This is a genomic window from Halosimplex carlsbadense 2-9-1, from assembly GCF_000337455.1.
In the GTDB taxonomy this organism is placed as follows: Archaea; Halobacteriota; Halobacteria; order Halobacteriales; family Haloarculaceae; genus Halosimplex; species Halosimplex carlsbadense.
Genome location: NZ_AOIU01000031.1, coordinates 105037 through 120176 on the forward strand (window position 1 = coordinate 105037; position 15140 = coordinate 120176).

The 15140-nt window shown below is 67.5% G+C and carries 12 protein-coding genes; 8 read left to right on the plus strand and 4 right to left on the minus strand.

Going from position 1 to position 15140, the window contains the following annotated elements; translation table 11 throughout:
• Positions 1 to 93: 93 nt before the first annotated feature.
• Both C475_RS12875 and C475_RS12880 read left to right on the plus strand, forming a co-directional pair.
• On the plus strand, positions 94 to 1077 hold the full coding sequence (locus C475_RS12875) for an endo-1,4-beta-xylanase (protein WP_006884278.1): 984 nt from the start codon (positions 94 to 96) through the stop codon (positions 1075 to 1077).
• A 61-nt stretch (positions 1078 to 1138) separates the two neighbouring features.
• On the plus strand, positions 1139 to 1633 hold the full coding sequence (locus C475_RS12880) for an immunoglobulin-like domain-containing protein (protein ID WP_006884279.1): 495 nt from the start codon (positions 1139 to 1141) through the stop codon (positions 1631 to 1633).
• Positions 1634 to 1663: 30 nt separating this feature from the next.
• On the opposite strand, the gene gfo6 is transcribed toward C475_RS12880, so the two are convergent.
• The 4 genes from gfo6 to C475_RS12900 all read right to left on the minus strand — a co-directional run bounded on the left by gfo6 (position 1664) and on the right by C475_RS12900 (position 6516).
• The gene (gfo6, locus tag C475_RS12885) at positions 1664 to 2731 is read right to left on the minus strand and encodes a D-xylose 1-dehydrogenase Gfo6 (RefSeq protein WP_006884280.1); all 1068 of its coding nucleotides are present in this window, start codon (positions 2729 to 2731) and stop codon (positions 1664 to 1666) included.
• A gap of 88 nt (positions 2732 to 2819) precedes the next feature.
• A complete protein-coding gene (gene uxaC, locus C475_RS12890) occupies positions 2820 to 4187 on the minus strand; it encodes a glucuronate isomerase (protein WP_049930617.1) in 1368 nt (455 codons plus the stop codon).
• Between the two features lie 84 nt (positions 4188 to 4271).
• On the minus strand, positions 4272 to 5045 hold the full coding sequence (locus tag C475_RS12895; protein WP_006884282.1) for an IclR family transcriptional regulator: 774 nt from the start codon (positions 5043 to 5045) through the stop codon (positions 4272 to 4274).
• A gap of 385 nt (positions 5046 to 5430) precedes the next feature.
• Positions 5431 to 6516, minus strand: coding sequence for a mannonate dehydratase (locus C475_RS12900; protein WP_006884283.1), 1086 nt, complete (start codon positions 6514 to 6516; stop codon positions 5431 to 5433).
• A 102-nt stretch (positions 6517 to 6618) separates the two neighbouring features.
• Here C475_RS12900 and C475_RS25160 point away from each other — a divergent pair, with 102 nt between their 5' ends.
• The 6 genes from C475_RS25160 (at position 6619) to C475_RS12925 (ending at position 15136) form a co-directional block, all read left to right on the plus strand.
• A complete protein-coding gene (locus C475_RS25160) occupies positions 6619 to 6741 on the plus strand; it encodes a hypothetical protein (protein ID WP_268869915.1) in 123 nt (40 codons plus the stop codon).
• Positions 6741 to 7538, plus strand: a complete 798-nt coding sequence (locus C475_RS12905) for a hydroxypyruvate isomerase family protein (protein WP_006884284.1) — start codon at positions 6741 to 6743, stop codon at positions 7536 to 7538. The genes C475_RS25160 and C475_RS12905 overlap by 1 nt, the downstream gene beginning before the upstream one ends.
• A gap of 3 nt (positions 7539 to 7541) precedes the next feature.
• Positions 7542 to 10010, plus strand: coding sequence for a glycoside hydrolase family 95 protein (locus tag C475_RS12910; protein ID WP_006884285.1), 2469 nt, complete (start codon positions 7542 to 7544; stop codon positions 10008 to 10010).
• Between the two features lie 111 nt (positions 10011 to 10121).
• Entirely contained in the window at positions 10122 to 11576 is a 1455-nt protein-coding gene (locus C475_RS12915) for a family 4 glycosyl hydrolase (RefSeq protein WP_006884286.1), read from the plus strand.
• A gap of 451 nt (positions 11577 to 12027) precedes the next feature.
• Positions 12028 to 13248, plus strand: coding sequence for a glycoside hydrolase family 11 protein (locus C475_RS12920; RefSeq protein ID WP_006884287.1), 1221 nt, complete (start codon positions 12028 to 12030; stop codon positions 13246 to 13248).
• Positions 13249 to 13471: 223 nt separating this feature from the next.
• Positions 13472 to 15136 carry a glycoside hydrolase family 11 protein gene (locus C475_RS12925; protein ID WP_006884288.1) on the plus strand — a complete coding sequence of 555 codons (1665 nt, stop codon included), beginning with the start codon at positions 13472 to 13474 and terminating at the stop codon, positions 15134 to 15136.
• The last annotated feature ends 4 nt before the right edge of the window (positions 15137 to 15140 follow it).

Genomic DNA, 15140 nt, shown 5'->3' on the forward strand with positions numbered 1-15140 from the left:
ACGACGAAACCGGGACGGGCCCGGAGCAGGGCTGGAATCACGAGCGAGAATGTCCCCGGTATCTTTATTCCGGAGTGCTCGCCTGTTCGGGGTATGGCAGACAACGACAGGCTGCGCGACGTGGCCGAGGACCGGGACTTCGAGATCGGTGCGGCCGTGGCGGCACAGCCGCTCCGGACCGACCCCGCCTACAAGAAGATCCTGCGCAACGAGTTCAACTACGTCACCGCCGAGAACGCCCTGAAGATGGGACCGCTCCGGCCCGACCCCGGCGTCTACGACTTCAACGACGCGGACGCGGTCGTCGACTACGCCCGCGCGCACGACCAGTCCGTCCGGGCCCACACGCTCGTCTGGCACAACCAGACGCCCGAGTGGTTCCAGGAGTGGGACTACACACCCGAACAGCTCGAAGAGTTCACGCGCGAGCACGTCCACACGGCCGCGGGCCGGTATCGCGACACCGTCGATACCTGGGACGTGGTCAACGAGGCCGTCGCCGACGACGGCACCATGCGCGAGAACCTCTGGTACGAGACGTTCGGTGAGGAGTACCTCGACGACGCCTTCCGCTGGGCCAACGAGGTCGCCCCCGACACCGACCTGTACTACAACGACTACGGCGCCGACGGCGTCAACGTCAAATCCGACGCCATCTACGACCTCGTCGAACGGATGCTCGATCGGGGCGTCCCCATCGACGGCGTCGGCCTCCAGATGCACGCGCTCCACGAGAAGCCCGGTATCGACTCCGTGGCGGAGAACATCCGCCGGTTCAAGGACCTGGGTCTGGACGTGGAGATCACGGAGATGGACGTGGCCTACCTGCCCGGTGACGACCCCGGCGACCAGGAGGCCCGCTGGGAGAAACAGGCCGAGTTCTACCGCGACATCACCGAGGTCTGTCTCGACGAGGGCGTCGACACCATGATCGTCTGGGGGGTTCGGGACTCCGACTCGTGGATCCCCAACTGGTTCGAGAACCTCACCGGCGACCCGCTCCTGTTCGATTCGGGCAACGACCCCAAGCCCGCCTACGACGCGATCAAGGACACGCTCGCGAACTACGAGGCCTGACGAGCGGGTAGTTCGAACTTCCGGAGGGAACTTTTTCCGAACCCTGTCCCTCGTTGGATTCATGAACCGACGCCACCTCCTCGGTGTCGCGGCCTCGGGTGTCGGTGCGGCGGGGCTGTACTGGGCCGGATTCGGGCGGTCAGCAAACGACAGACCCCGGCCGCTGAGAGAGGCTCACGGCGGGAACCGGGTCGCGTACTCCCACGAGCGACTCGAACTCGTCAGCGCGACGGAGACGGTCGAGCTCGGCGAGCCGGCGCGGTTCGAGATCAGGAACACGGGCCCGTCGCCCGTCGGACTGGGCTGTCAGGTCCCCTGGACGGTCCAGCGACGCGGGGACGGCGAGTGGAGCGACGTGCTGTGGACCGACGCGGACGCGTTCGCGCAGTGTAGCACCGAACTGGCGCCCGGGGGTACGACCTCGGAGACGGTCACGATGTCCCAGGCCGCGCTCGACGACCACGGGACCGTCGAACTGGCGTTGAACCCTGGACGGTACCGGTTCGTGCTGCTCGGAGTGAACCCGTTCCTCGCGACGGATTTTCGACTCGTCTGAGCGCTTCGGACGGGAACGGCCGTGCGGATGTTACAGCTCGATCCGACCGCCGCTCTCCCCGGACTCGTAGATGGCGTCGGCGATCCGCATGTCCTCGTAGCCGTGCCGGCCGTCGGGTTCGATCTCCATGTCGGTGAGGACGCCGGTGGCGAAGTAGTCGAACTCCTCGACCATCTCGGAGGGTTCCTCGACCTCGACGACCTGCTCCTCGCCACCCTTGCTGACAGTGATCGTCCGGTCGGCGTCGACGTTGAACGGCACGTCGACGCGGATGCGGCCGTGGGTGCCGCCGACCTCGAAGTAGTTGTCGCCGGCGACCTCGTAGCCGCTGTCGCACTCGGCGACCTGGCCGTCGGGGAACTCCATCGTGAACGCGACGTACTTCTCCAGGCCGTCGAACTCGGGCGGTCCCTCGACGGTGGTCGCGTGGACCGCTTCGGGGTCGGCGTCGAGGACGAACCGCGAGGTGTTCATCGGGTAGACGCCCAGATCCATCAGTGGACCGCCGCCCGCGAGGTCCGGGTTCAGGCGCCACTGGTCCATGTCCTCGCCGGCGGCGATCAGGTTGTAGGAGAAGGCGCCGCGGGCGTGGACTGGGTCGCCGATGGCGCCGTCCTGCACTACGTCGCGAACCCAGCGAATCGACCGGGTCGTGTGCATCCGGTAGGCGGTCATCAGTTCCACGCCGCCCGCCTCGCAGGCCTCGACGCACTTGCGGGCGCGCTCGCCGTTTGCCTCCAGGGGTTTCTCGCAGAGCACGTCCTTGCCGAGTTCCGCCGCGGTCTCGACGTGGGGGAGATGGAGAGCGTTCGGGGTGCAGACGTAGACGGCGTCGTAAGCGTCGCTGGCCTCGCCGTCGGCGTAGTCGTCGTATGTCAGCGCGTGAGCCACGCCCTTCTCCTCGGCGACGCGCTCGGCCTTCTCACGACCGCCGCTGACGACGACCGTCGTCTCGCAGTAGTCGGACTCCTCGATCGCCGGGATCGCCACGTCCGGCGCGAACCAGCCCAGGCCGAGGACGGCGAACCGGACGGGACCGCCGTCGACCGGGCGGCCCCAGTCGCGCTCGTCGAACGAACTCGGTACGTCGATATCCATACCACGACTCAGCAGAGCCACCGACAAAAAGTGAACCGGTCGCGGAATCGAACGCGATAATCACACCGGTCCGCGGCGGAGGGGCGGCTCAGAACCCGTACAGTTCCTTCGGGCGCTCGTAGGCGACGTGGTCGACCAGGTCCTCGGCCACGTCGAGCGGGATCTGGCCGCGTTCGACCTTCTTCCCGACGACGTTGGCGAGGGTGCGCCGGAACATCTCGAACCGGGAGTCGAACGAGAGCAGTTTCCGCGAGTCGCTGACCATGCCGGCGTGGTTGGCCAGGAGATCGACGCTGCCGACGTAGTCGAGCTGGTGGTCCATTCCGAACGGGCTGTCGTTGAACCACCACGCCGGGCCGACGCTGACGTTCGAATAGGCCCGCGCGAGTGTCGTCAGCGTCGGGTAGTGGCTCGGGTCGACGCAGTAGAGGATAATCTCGCCCTCCCCGTCGAAGCGGTCGAGGTAGTAGTCCAGGCCCTCGGCGATATTCAGGTCGCCCATCGACACGTCGCCGCCCGACGCGGCGCCGAGTTCGTCGTACAGCTGCTCGCGGTAGTCACGCAGCGCGCCGATGTGCAGCTGGGAGACCCATCCGGCATCGCTGTTCAGCTCGCCGATGAACTCCAGGAGGTAGGCCTGGAGGTCGCCGATCTCCCGCTCGGACAGCGACTCACCGGCGCGGCGCTTGGCGTAGATTTCGGCCGCCCGCTCCTCGCTGACCGGCCGCGAGACGGGTTCGAGAACGCCCAGGTCGCTCGCGGCGCAGCCGTGGTGCTCGAAGTACTCGTGGGTGGCCGCCAGCGCGTCGAGGTAGCCCGCGAAGTCGTCGGTGTCGTAGTCGGTCGCGTCCGCGAGGTCGTCGGCGAAGTCGAGGAAGCCGGCCTTCTGGACGTTCACCGCGGGGTCCGCGCGCCAGGTGGGGCGGATGTCGACGCCCTCGACCTCCTCGACCGCCCGCTCGTGGTATTCGAGCTGCGACGTGGGGTTGTCCGTGGTCGCGAGGACCTCGACGTTCATCTCCCGCAAGAGCTCCTGCGGGCGCATGTCGTCGTCCTCGAGTTGCGATTTCGTCTCCGTCCAGATCTCGTCGGCCGTCTCGGCGGAGACCGGCTGCTCGATGCCGAAGCGCCGCTTGAGATCGAGGTGGAGCCACTCGTAGACGGGATTGGCCGCCATCTCGGGGACGACCTCGGCGAAGGCCTCCCACTTCTCGCGATTCGAGGCGTCGCCGGTGATCAGTTCCTCGTCGACGCCGCGCTTTCGCATCATCGACCAGACGTAGTGGTCGGTCGCGCCCTGTACCTCCCAGATGTCCGACCAGCCGTCGTTTTCCACGATCTCGACGATGTCGGCGTGGTTGTGCGGGTCGAGGATCGGCCGGCCCTCGATCGTCTCGTACAGGTCGCGTGCGGCGTCGGTCTCGAGCAGATAGGTTTCGTCGTCGAGGAAGCTCATGTCGATCGGACCAACCGGCGATTCGGCCATAAAGGTAGCTGTCCGGGCGCGACCGCTGGTGGGGCGGCCCCCGTCGCCCGGTTCCTACTCGTAGGCGTACTTCACCTCGACGACGTTGACGGTGTTGCGGAGTTCGGGCAGGATCTCCGACTCGATCCGCTCGTCGTCGAGCCGTTCTTTCGGGCCGGAGACGGAGATCGAACCGACCACGCGCCCGTCGACGACGACGGGCGAGGCGATCGACCGGATCCCCTCGCGGCGCTCCTCGTCCTCGATCGCGTAGCCGCGGTCCTCGATCCTGGCGAGTTCGCGGTCCAGCCGGTCGCGGTCGGTTATCGTGTGCCGGGTGGCCCGCGGCACGCCGTAGGTGTCGACGACCTCGTCGACGTAGTCGGCGGGGAGGTGCGCGAGGATAGCCTTGCCGAGGGCGGTCCAGTGCATCTCGGTGTGTTCGCCGATCGGGGCGTTGTCGTAGACGGCCTCCGTCCCCTCGGCCTGATAGAGGATGACCCGCTGGCCGTTCTCCTCCATCCCGAGATTGGCGACCTCGCCCGTGGACTCGGCGAGCGCCTCGATCTCGGCCCTGGTCGCGCGGAAGACGTTCCGCCGCTGTCTGACCGCGACGCCGTCGCGGAGGAACCGACAGCTCAGCCGATAGCCGTCTTCGCCCTGAACGACGTACCCCACGGATTCGAGCGTCGCGAGATGTGAATGGGCCGTGCTCGTGGGGATGTCCAGCGCCGTCGCCACGTCGTCGATCCGCACGGTCCCCCGCTCGCGCACGACGCCGACGACTTCGAAGGCCCGCTCGACGGCCCCGATCGCGGTGTCGCCCGCACCCGGTTCGGTGATTCCCATAGGTTACTGTTGGGCTCTCAGATGATAAAATCCACTGATGGTGGAACGACTCCCCCTCATTACAGTCGTATACCTGTATTCCGATCTCGGGGAGATGGTGTGTTATCAGCACGCACGTGGCCGGTTTCTGGAGGGGTTCGCCGGCCCGTAGCGGGGCTGTATATAATGATCGTTAGTGCCAGTGGCGTTCCATCGATAGTGGAACCGATTGTGTACGGATGTCGTGACGTTCGTTTTACAGGTGTGTGGCGGACGGTGGCGTCCGATCCCTGGCACGGGCCGCCCTGAGGACGCGCGACCGATAGTCGCCGCGAGTCGGAACGGCCGCTGTGGGAGCGGGCGCCGACTGCGAGTCGTGGGACCGACGGAGAGGAAGGGGGTCGGTTCAGTCTTGAGCGACGGCTTCGACGCCGGCGTCGCGGGCGGCTTGCTCGGCGCGCATCGCTTTCAGCATCCCGCGGAGGTAGCCGATGGTGTACGCCCGACCGCGGTGTTCCCAGTCGGTGTCACCTTCCAGGTGAGGGGTGTGGTCGGGGATCATCATGCCCGAGAAGCCGACCTCGTCGAGCAGCGAGAGGAGTTCGTACTCGTCGTAGTTGCCCTCGTCGATGAAGTCCTCGGAGAAGTTCGGGACGGTCCCCGAGACGTCGCGGAAGTGAACGTAGACGATCTCGTCGCGCTCGCCGAAGTAGCGGACCACCTCGTCGAGCGGTTCGCCCATCTCCGACCAGCAGCCGAGACAGAGGTCGAGGCCGTGGTGGTCGCTGTCGCGGTAGTTCATCGCCCGCTTGAAGTTCTCGAAGTTACGGAACAGCTGGGGGACCCCGCCCAGTCGCTCCATCGGCGGGTCGCTCGGGTGGAGACACAGCGTGACGCCGGCCTCCTCGGCCACGGGCAGGATCTCGTCGAGGAAGTACTCGTAGTTGTCCCACAGCTCTTCCTCGGTGTACTCCCGGTCGTGGGTGAGTTCGTCGACGTCCGCTTCGTCGGCGTCGAACACGGAGACCTCGGCGCCGCCGCGGGTGGTCGCCCAGCCGGTGCGCCAGACGCCCGCGGGCGCCCAGTGGTAGCCGAAGACGGGGATGCCCGCTTCGCCCATGTTGCGGATCGTCCGCTTCAGCTTCTCCATCTGTTCGTCGCGGTTCGGCCCGTCGAGCATGACGTCCTCGTAGAAGGAGACGGGGACGTTCTCGATGGCGTTGAGCCGCATGCCCTCCGCTTCGACGCGTTCGCGGAGTTCCCGGAGGTTCTCGGCGGACCACTCGCCGTCGCCGGTCAGCGGCACCCGCTCGTCGTCGGGCATGTGTTCGTAGTCCGGTTCGTCGACCTGGTACATGTTCAGCAAGACGTCGTCGGCACCGAGCTGTTTGATGTATCGCAGACGTTCGGGCGCCGGGTCCATGAACTGGCCCGCGCCGACGCGCAGCGGCAAGTCCTCGAACGAACTCGGCTCGTCGTTGTCGGTCGCCATACGCCCCGTACCGGATACGGCGTTATAAATCTCGCCACCCGAGTCCCGGACCGGACCGCCGCGACGCGTGGATTGAAGGGGCACCCGAGGCTTGCTCGGGCTATGCCACAGATCACCGCGCACCGCGCTCGCACGTCGTCGATATCGACCAGTCAGCCCGTACTCGCGGGACCGTCCCTCGACCGCCCCGACGCCGGCGGTCGCACGCAGGCGGTGATCGCCTGATGGTCGAGTTCGCTGCTAACGCCGGGATCGTCGCCGACGAGGGCGAGACGGTCGCCGACGGGATCGAACGGGCCGCCGATCTGGGCGTCGACGCCGTCGAGTTCTTCGACTGGGAGAGCGCCGACCTCAACGCCGTCCGCGCCGCGGCGGACGACCACGGCGTCGAGATCGCCGGTATCCTCGCCGCCGGCGCGGGGTCGAACATCGACGACCGCGACGCCCCCGCGGCGGTCAACCCCTACGACCGCGAGACGACCGTCGACGATATCGAGCGGTCGCTCGACGCCGCGGCCGAGGTCGGTGCCGACTGCCTGATCGTCACGGTGGGACCAGACCAGGGCGGGTTCGCCCGCGACACCCAGCGCCGGGCGCTCGAACGCGTCCTCGGCGACGTGGCCCCCACCGCCGAGGACGCCGGCGTCACCGTCGTCGTGGAACCGCTCAACACCGTCGTCGACCACCCTGGCTACTTCCTCGAATCGTCGCGCGAGGCGTTCGACATCGTCCGCGCGGTGGGAAGCGACCGCGTGAAGGTCCTCTTCGACGCCTACCACCAGCAGATCACCGAGGGCGACGTGATCCGGAATCTCACGGGGAACGTCGACCAGGTCGGACACGTCCACGTCGCTGATAACCCGGGACGGACCGAGCCGGGGAGCGGCGAGATGGCCTACGGCAACATCTTCGACGCGCTCGACGAGGCGGGCTACGGCGGCTACGTCGGGATGGAGTTCTTCGCCACCAGCGAGGGCACCAGTATGGCCGAGGGGATCCGCGGCACGCTGGAGTTGGACTGACGGATGTCGGGTGAGACCGCCCTTCCGCCGGCCCGCGACCCGACGACCCACGGCCGACCGACCCACGACGACCGGCTGTGGTACGACGCGCCGGCGACCGAGTGGGTCGAGGCGCTCCCGGTCGGCAACGGTCGCCTCGGGGGGATGGTGCACGGTCGTCCCGCCCGCGAGCGCGTGGCGCTGAACGACGACCGGCTGTGGGTCGGCGACCACGCCGACCGGACCGCCGACGGCGGTCCCGACGACCTCGACGCCGTCCGCGAGTGCCTGTGGGACGGCGAGTTCGAGCGCGCTCAGCGCCTCTGTAACGAGTTGTTCGTCGGCGATCTCACGGGCGTCGCGCCGTACCAGCCGCTGGGCGATCTCCTGATCGACTGTCCGGCCCACGACGACCCCGACGAGTACCGACGGAGCCTCGACCTCCGCGCCGGGGTCTCACGGGTCGAATACACTGTCGGTGGAACGCGCTTCGAGCGCGAGTGTTTCGCGAGCGAACCGGACGGCGTGCTCGCGATGCGGATCGAGGCCGACGAGTCGGGAGCCGTCGACGCGCGGGTCAGACTGGACCGCGACCGCTCGGCCCGGACGACCGTCGTCGACGACACCGTCGTCCTCCGCGGACAGGTGATCGACCTCCCAGGCGACGACGAGTCGGTCGACCCCGGCGGCTGGGGTCAGAGATTCGAGGCGAGAGCGCGGGTCCGCGCCGAGGGCGGGATCGTCGCGGCCGCAGCCGACGAGGCCGCGCCGTCGATCGGTGATGGCGACGGTGAACGAGAGGGCGCCGCGTACGGAACCGACGGTATCGTCGTCGCGGGGGCCGACGCGGTGACGGTGGTCCTCACAGCCGGGGTCGCGCCGTCGGACGGCGACCCCCGCGACGAGTGCCGCGAAGCACTGGCTGGCGTCGCCGACGACGACTACGCCGCCATCCGCGAGCGCCACGTCGCCGACCACCGCGAACACATGGACCGGGTCGACCTCGACCTCGGGGAACCGGTCGACGCGCCGGTCGACGAACGCCTCGACCGCGTGCGCGACGGCGAGCGGGACCCCCACCTCGCGCAGTTGTACGTCCAGTACGGACGGTATCTCCTCCTCGGCTCCTCCCGTCCGGGGACGCTCCCGGCGAACCTCCAGGGGATCTGGAACGAGGAGTTCCACCCGCCGTGGGACTCCGACTACACGCAGGACGTCAATCTGGAGATGAACTACTGGCACGCGGAGGTGGCGAATCTCCGGGAGTGCGCCGACCCGCTCGTCGAGTTCGTCGACGAGAGTCGGGAACCCGGCCGCGAGACGGCCCGCGAGCGCTACGGCTGCGAGGGCTTCACGACCCACCTCCACAGCGACCGGTGGCACACGACCGCCCAGACGGCCGACGCCCACTGGGGTCACTGGCCGATGGGGGCCGCCTGGCTCTGTCAGAATCTCTGGGAACGCTACGCCTTCTCGGGAGACCGCGAAGATCTGGAGCGGATCTATCCGATCCTCCGCGAAGCGGCCGAGTTCCTGCTGGACTACCTCGTCGAACACCCCGAGGAGGAGTGGCTCGTCACCGCGCCGTCGGCCTCGCCGGAGAACCAGTTCCGGACCGCCGACGGCCAGGAAGCGACCACCTGCGTGATGCCGGCGATGGACATCCAGCTCACTCGCGACCTCTTCGGCCACTGCGTCGAGGCCGCCGAGACCCTGGACCGGGACGCCGACTTCGCGGCCGAACTGGCCGAGGCGCTGGAGCGGCTGCCGCCGATGGGCGTCGACGACCGCGGTGCGCTCCGCGAGTGGCTCCGCGACTACGAGGAGGTGAACCCGGGCCACCGCCACGTCTCGCATCTGTTCGGCTACTACCCGGCGGACGTGCTGCACGAGGCCGAGTCCAGCGGCGACCGCGGCGGTGCTCGCGACCTCGCGCTGAGTCCCGACGAAGTCGACGCGGCGGTCCGTGCCTCGCTGGAGCGGCGCCTCGACAACGGGGGCGGGCACACGGGCTGGTCCTGTGCCTGGACGATCGCGCTGTTCGCCCGGCTCGGCGACGGCGACCGGGTGGGCGCACACGTCCGCAAACTCCTGGCCGATTCGACCTACGACTCGCTGCTCGACGCCCATCCACCCTTCCAGATCGACGGCAACTTCGGGGGCACGGCCGGGATCGCCGAGGCGCTCGTCGGGAGCCACGGCGGGACGATCCGACTGCTCCCCGCACTGCCCGACGAGTGGGCCGAGGGGTCCGTCTCGGGGTTGCGGGCACGCGGCGGCTTCGAGGTCGACCTCGCGTGGAGCGGCGGGACCCTCGACGCGGCGACGATCCACGCCGGACGAGAGGGGACCTGTCGGGTCTCGGCCGCCGCCGGTATCGACGCCGTCGAGACCGAGGACGGCGAACCGGTGGCGTGTTCGCGCTCGGACGGAACGATGGCGTTCGAGGCGTCGGCGGGCGAGTCGTACGACCTCGCGGTCGGCGAGGAGTAGCGGTCCCTGCGTCACAGTCTCGGGTCGGTCGGGTCGCGTGCGCTCGCTCGCGAGTCGGCCGCGCTCTCCGCGACCCCAGCCCTTAACCGTGGGCGTGCGAACCGTCAGGCGATGGCACCCGACGCGACACACGCGGAGCAGCCGATAGACTCGGACGACCTGGAGATTGCCTACATCGGCGGTGGCAGCCGCCAGTGGGCCCCCAATCTGATCCAGGACCTCGCGCTCTCGGAGTTCGACGGCCACGTCCGACTGTACGACACCAACCAGGACGCCGCCGAGACCAACGCCGAGTTCGGTAACTGGGTTCAGGACGACCCCGACGCCACCGCCGAGTGGTCATACGAGGCCGTCGATGACCTCGACGACGCGCTCGACGGTGCGGACGCGGTCATCCTGTCGACGCAGTACGACCCGAGGGACACGTTCGTCCACGACCTGCGCATCCCGAAGGAGTACGGCATCTACGGGGCCGTCGGGGCCACCATTGGTCCCGGGGGTATCTTCCGCGCGATGCGGACGATCCCGGTCTTCCGCCGGTTCGCCGCGGCGATCCGCGAGAACTGCCCCGACGCCTGGGTGTTCAACTACACCAACCCCGTCCACTTCGTCACGCGCGCGCTGTACGACGAGTACCCCGACATCAACGCGCTGGGGCTGTGTCACGAGGTGCTGGGCACGCGCTGGCACCTCGCGATGCTCGCCGAGGAGGAACTGGGCATGGACGCCGAACGGGCCGACGTGGAGGTCAACGTCAAGGGGATCAACCACTTCACCTGGGTCGACGAGGCCCGCTGCAAGGGCGTCGATCTGTGGCCGCTGCTGCACGAGCTGAAAGACGGCGAGCGCGGGAGCAAACGGTTCACCTACGATGACCTGAAAGACGACAGCGTCTTCAGCGACAACTGGCAGGTCACCTGGGAGCTGTTCCGCCGGTTCGGCGTCCTCCCGGCCGCGGGCGACCGCCACCTCATCGAATACGCCACTTCCTTCATCGCCGACGGTCAGGACTCGCTCAACCACTGGGGCGTCCGTCGCACTGACGCCGACTACCGCGCGAAACACTGGACGCCCGCCGAGTCCAAACAGACCACCAACGTCGAGGGCTGGATGGAGGGCGAACGCGAGTTCGAATTGGAGTCCTCGGGCGAGGAATTCCTCGACATCCTCGAAGGCCTGACCGGCGACGGCCCGTACGTGACGAACGTCAACCTGCCCAACTCCGGGCAGATCTCGGACATCGAGCAGGGGCCCGTCGTCGAGACCAACGCGGTCGTCCGGGACAATCAGGTCAAGCCGGTCAACGCCGGCGGCTTCCCCCGACCCGTCCGCAGCATGGTCCAGGGCCACGTCGACACCATCGAGACGATCATCGAGGCCGCCCGTACCGGTGACGTCGACCTGGCCTTCCAGGGCTTCTCCATCGACGACCAGGTTCAGACGCTGACTCCCGACGAGTCCCGCGACCTGTTCGGCGAACTGTTCGCCGCCGAGACCGAGTTCCTCGACGACTGGAACACCGACGACTCCGAGGTGCTCGCGAAGGCCGACACCTTCGACGCCTAGCGGACGGCGTCCCCCTTCTCTCCGCTGCCTGTCCGACGGCCCGTAGCCGCTCGCTCGCGTCACGTTTCGTCGTTCGGCCGTCGGCCCTCTACCAGCTAGTCGTTGGTACAATGTATTATTGAAGATTGGAAAACATAATTGCTCGAAATAAGATTTAAGACTGCCACACTACACCACCGTGTTGCGAGGGTTGGTACCGTGACACGGGGTGGGAAGAACCGCGACGCTCGACCGCAGCGGGAGTAACTCCGGAGCGGTGTGCGGACCGACGGACTGGTGCACACCCGCCCGTCCGCTCCCGACGCCCGGTCGGGTTCGGCGGTTTCCGAACCCGTGGCCGAAGTAGTTACATCCATAACATGTAATTTGGTTGTATTTTATTTTAATGTTGATTATAATTGCTAATGTTTATGTATTTACCGAGTGTCGGAGCGAGTGCGGCAGTGGTAACATGGCACGCGATACTGGCGACAACGGCAGTGGCGAATCGACACCCGACGGATCGGGGAACTTCGACCGACGCGCGTTCATGAAGGCGGCGGGCGCCGCCGCGGCGACCGGTATCGGGATCGGCGCGACGGCGAGTCCGGCGGCCGCCGATATCACGTCGAACCAGACGGGTACCGACAGCGGCTACTACTACTCCTTCTGGACGAACGCCGAGGGGACGGTCACGATGAACCTCGGGGACGGCGGCAACTACAGCGTCGACTGGTCCGACACGGGCAACTTCGTCTGCGGCAAGGGCTGGGAGACCGGCGGCCGCCGGGACGTCGACTACACGGCCAACTACAGCCCGTCCGGTAACTCCTACCTGTGTCTGTACGGGTGGACGACGGACCCGCTCGTCGAGTACTACATCATCGAGGACTACGGCAGCTACAAGCCGGGCGACTCCTACGTGGGGACGCACACGACCAACGGGTCGACGTACGAAATCTACACCTCCGAGCGAGTCGAGAAGCCCTCTATCGAGGGGACGGCGACGTTCACGCAGTACTGGAGCATCCGACAGAACTCCCGAACGGAGGGGACCATCACGACGGGCAACCACTTCGACGCCTGGGAGAACAACGGGCTGCCCATGGGCAACCACGACTACATGATCATGGCCACCGAGGGCTACCAGAGCAGCGGCTCCTCCGAGGTCTGGGTCGGCGCCGACGGGAGCGGCGGCGGTGGCGGTGGTGGTGGCGGTGGTGGTGATGGCGGCTCGGACGGTGGATCGGGCGGTTCCACCGGCTCGCTCGCCAGCGGCACCTACAGCATCCAGAACGTCAACAGCGGCAAGGGGATGGACGTGACCGGCGAGTCCACCGACGACGGCGCCAACGTCCAGCAGTACAGCTACTGGGGCGGCTCCAACCAGCAGTGGAACGTCACCGACACGGGCAACGGGTACACGATCGAGAACGTCAACAGCGGCAAGGTGCTCGACGTGTCCAACTCGTCGACTGACAACGGCGCCAACGTCCAGCAGTACACGGACTACGGCAACGACAACCAGCGGTTCCACATCCACGACCAGGGCGGCGGCCAGTACCACATCCAGCCCGTCCACAGCGAAAAAGCGGTCGAGGTGGAGAACTCGTCGACTAGCGACGGCGCCAACGTCCAGCAGTACGACTGGAACGGCGGCGACCAGCAGCTCTGGACGTTCGAATCGGTCTGAATCCGCCGGGATCCGACCAGTCCGAAACCCGGTCTCGCATCCACTCCTTCCGTTTTCGGTCGACTCCGCCCCGACGGCTGTGAGCCACCGGACGGGACCATGTCGATACCAAGTGACGAGTGCGATCGGCCGTCCCGATCCTGAATTTGTTTTAACGTTAGTTATAATTGACAATGTTTATACAACAACCGGGCGAGGATAGGAACGCTGGTGGTGCGTTACAATGGCACACGATACTGGCGACGACGGCAGTGGCGAATCGCGACCGACAGACAGCGCCGGCGTTCTGGACATGGACCGGCGCGACTACATGAAGGCAGTGGGGGCCTCCGTGGCGACTGGGCTCGGTGTGGGGGCGGCGTCGAGCCCGGCCGCGGCGCACGGCGAGACGATCACGTCGAACCAGACCGGGACCCACGACGGGCACTTCTACTCGTTCTGGACCGACGCCGAGGGGACGGTCGAGATGACGCTCGGGACCACGGGGAACTACGAACTGGACTGGACCGACACGAACAGCACGGTCTGCGGCCTGGGGTGGGAGACCGGCGCGCGTCGGAACGTCGAGTACGAGGCGTCCACGTTCGATCCGGGAAGCAACGGCTACCTCTGCCTCTACGGGTGGACGACGGACCCGCTCGTCGAGTACTACATCATCGAGGACCACGGTCCATACCAGCCCGGTGACTCCTTCCAGGGCACGGTCGACACCGACGGCGGCACCTACGACATCTACACCTCCGAGCGGGTCGAGAAGCCCTCGATCGAGGGGACGGCGACGTTCACGCAGTACTGGAGCATCCGGCAGTCGGGCCGGACGAGCGGAACCATCACGACCGGCAACCACTTCGACGCGTGGGCCGACAACGGCATGGACATGGGCAGCCACGACTACCAGATCATGGCCACCGAGGCCTACCAGTCCACCGGGAGCTCCGACGTCTACGTCGGGACCGCCGGCGGTGGCGGCGGTGGGGACGATGGCAGCGGCGGCGGTGGCGGCGGTGGTGGGGACGATGGCTCCGGCGGCGGCGGAGACGGCGGGAGTGGTGGCACCCAGCAGCCCTACAACGGGACGCCCCACGCGATCCCCGGTCGGATCCAGGCCGAAGAGTACGACCAGGGCGGTTCGGGCGTCGCTTACAGCGATAACACCGCCGAGAACGAGGGCGGTGCGATGCGCACCGGCGAGGGCGTCGACGTCTCCTCGAACTCGGCCGGTTCGGGCTACTCGATCGGGTACATCGAATCCGGCGAGTGGGTCGAGTACACCGTCGACGTCGAACAGTCCGGCGACTACACCCTCGACGCCCTGGTCGCCTCGGACTCCGGCGGCGGCGCCTTCCACGTCGAGGTGAACGGACAGAACGTCTCCGGCGACGTCAGCTTCGGTGCCACCGGCGGGTGGGACTCCTGGGAGACGGTCTCGACCTCGGGCGTCTCGCTGGATGCGGGCGAACAGGTCGTCCGCGTCGCCATGGACGAGAGCTGGTGGGACCTCAACTACCTCGACCTCTCGCTCGACGGCTCCAGCGGTGGCGGGGGCGGAGGCGACGGCGGCGGCGACAGCGGTGGCAACGACGGTGGCGGAAACGATGGTGGGGGCGACAGCGGTGGCGGTGACGGCGACGCCGACCTGGTCGCCGAGATCGACCCGGACACGACCTCGGCGTCGGTCGGTGAACGCGTCGCGTTCCGCGTCACCGACACGACGGGCTCGGGCAACTGGATCGACTCGCTGTCCTGGAGCCTCGGCAACGGCGACACGGGGTCGGGCTGGTACGTCGACACCACCTACGACTCGGCGGGCACCTACACGGTCGCGCTCGACGCGACCAACAACGAGGGGACGACCACCACCGACGAGGTGACGGTCACGATCTCCTGATCGG

Excerpts from the sequence above, each read along its gene's own strand:
- C475_RS12875 (WP_006884278.1), top strand. The coding sequence starts at position 94 with ATGGCAGACAACGACAGGCTGCGCGACGTGGCCGAGGACCGGGACTTC.
- C475_RS12880 (WP_006884279.1), top strand. The coding sequence starts at position 1,139 with ATGAACCGACGCCACCTCCTCGGTGTCGCGGCCTCGGGTGTCGGTGCG.
- gfo6 (WP_006884280.1), bottom strand. The coding sequence starts at position 2,731 with ATGGATATCGACGTACCGAGTTCGTTCGACGAGCGCGACTGGGGCCGC.
- uxaC (WP_049930617.1), bottom strand. The coding sequence starts at position 4,187 with ATGAGCTTCCTCGACGACGAAACCTATCTGCTCGAGACCGACGCCGCA.
- C475_RS12895 (WP_006884282.1), bottom strand. The coding sequence starts at position 5,045 with ATGGGAATCACCGAACCGGGTGCGGGCGACACCGCGATCGGGGCCGTC.
- C475_RS12900 (WP_006884283.1), bottom strand. The coding sequence starts at position 6,516 with ATGGCGACCGACAACGACGAGCCGAGTTCGTTCGAGGACTTGCCGCTG.
- C475_RS25160 (WP_268869915.1), top strand. The coding sequence starts at position 6,619 with ATGCCACAGATCACCGCGCACCGCGCTCGCACGTCGTCGATATCGACC.
- C475_RS12905 (WP_006884284.1), top strand. The coding sequence starts at position 6,741 with ATGGTCGAGTTCGCTGCTAACGCCGGGATCGTCGCCGACGAGGGCGAG.
- C475_RS12910 (WP_006884285.1), top strand. The coding sequence starts at position 7,542 with ATGTCGGGTGAGACCGCCCTTCCGCCGGCCCGCGACCCGACGACCCAC.
- C475_RS12915 (WP_006884286.1), top strand. The coding sequence starts at position 10,122 with ATGGCACCCGACGCGACACACGCGGAGCAGCCGATAGACTCGGACGAC.
- C475_RS12920 (WP_006884287.1), top strand. The coding sequence starts at position 12,028 with ATGGCACGCGATACTGGCGACAACGGCAGTGGCGAATCGACACCCGAC.
- C475_RS12925 (WP_006884288.1), top strand. The coding sequence starts at position 13,472 with ATGGCACACGATACTGGCGACGACGGCAGTGGCGAATCGCGACCGACA.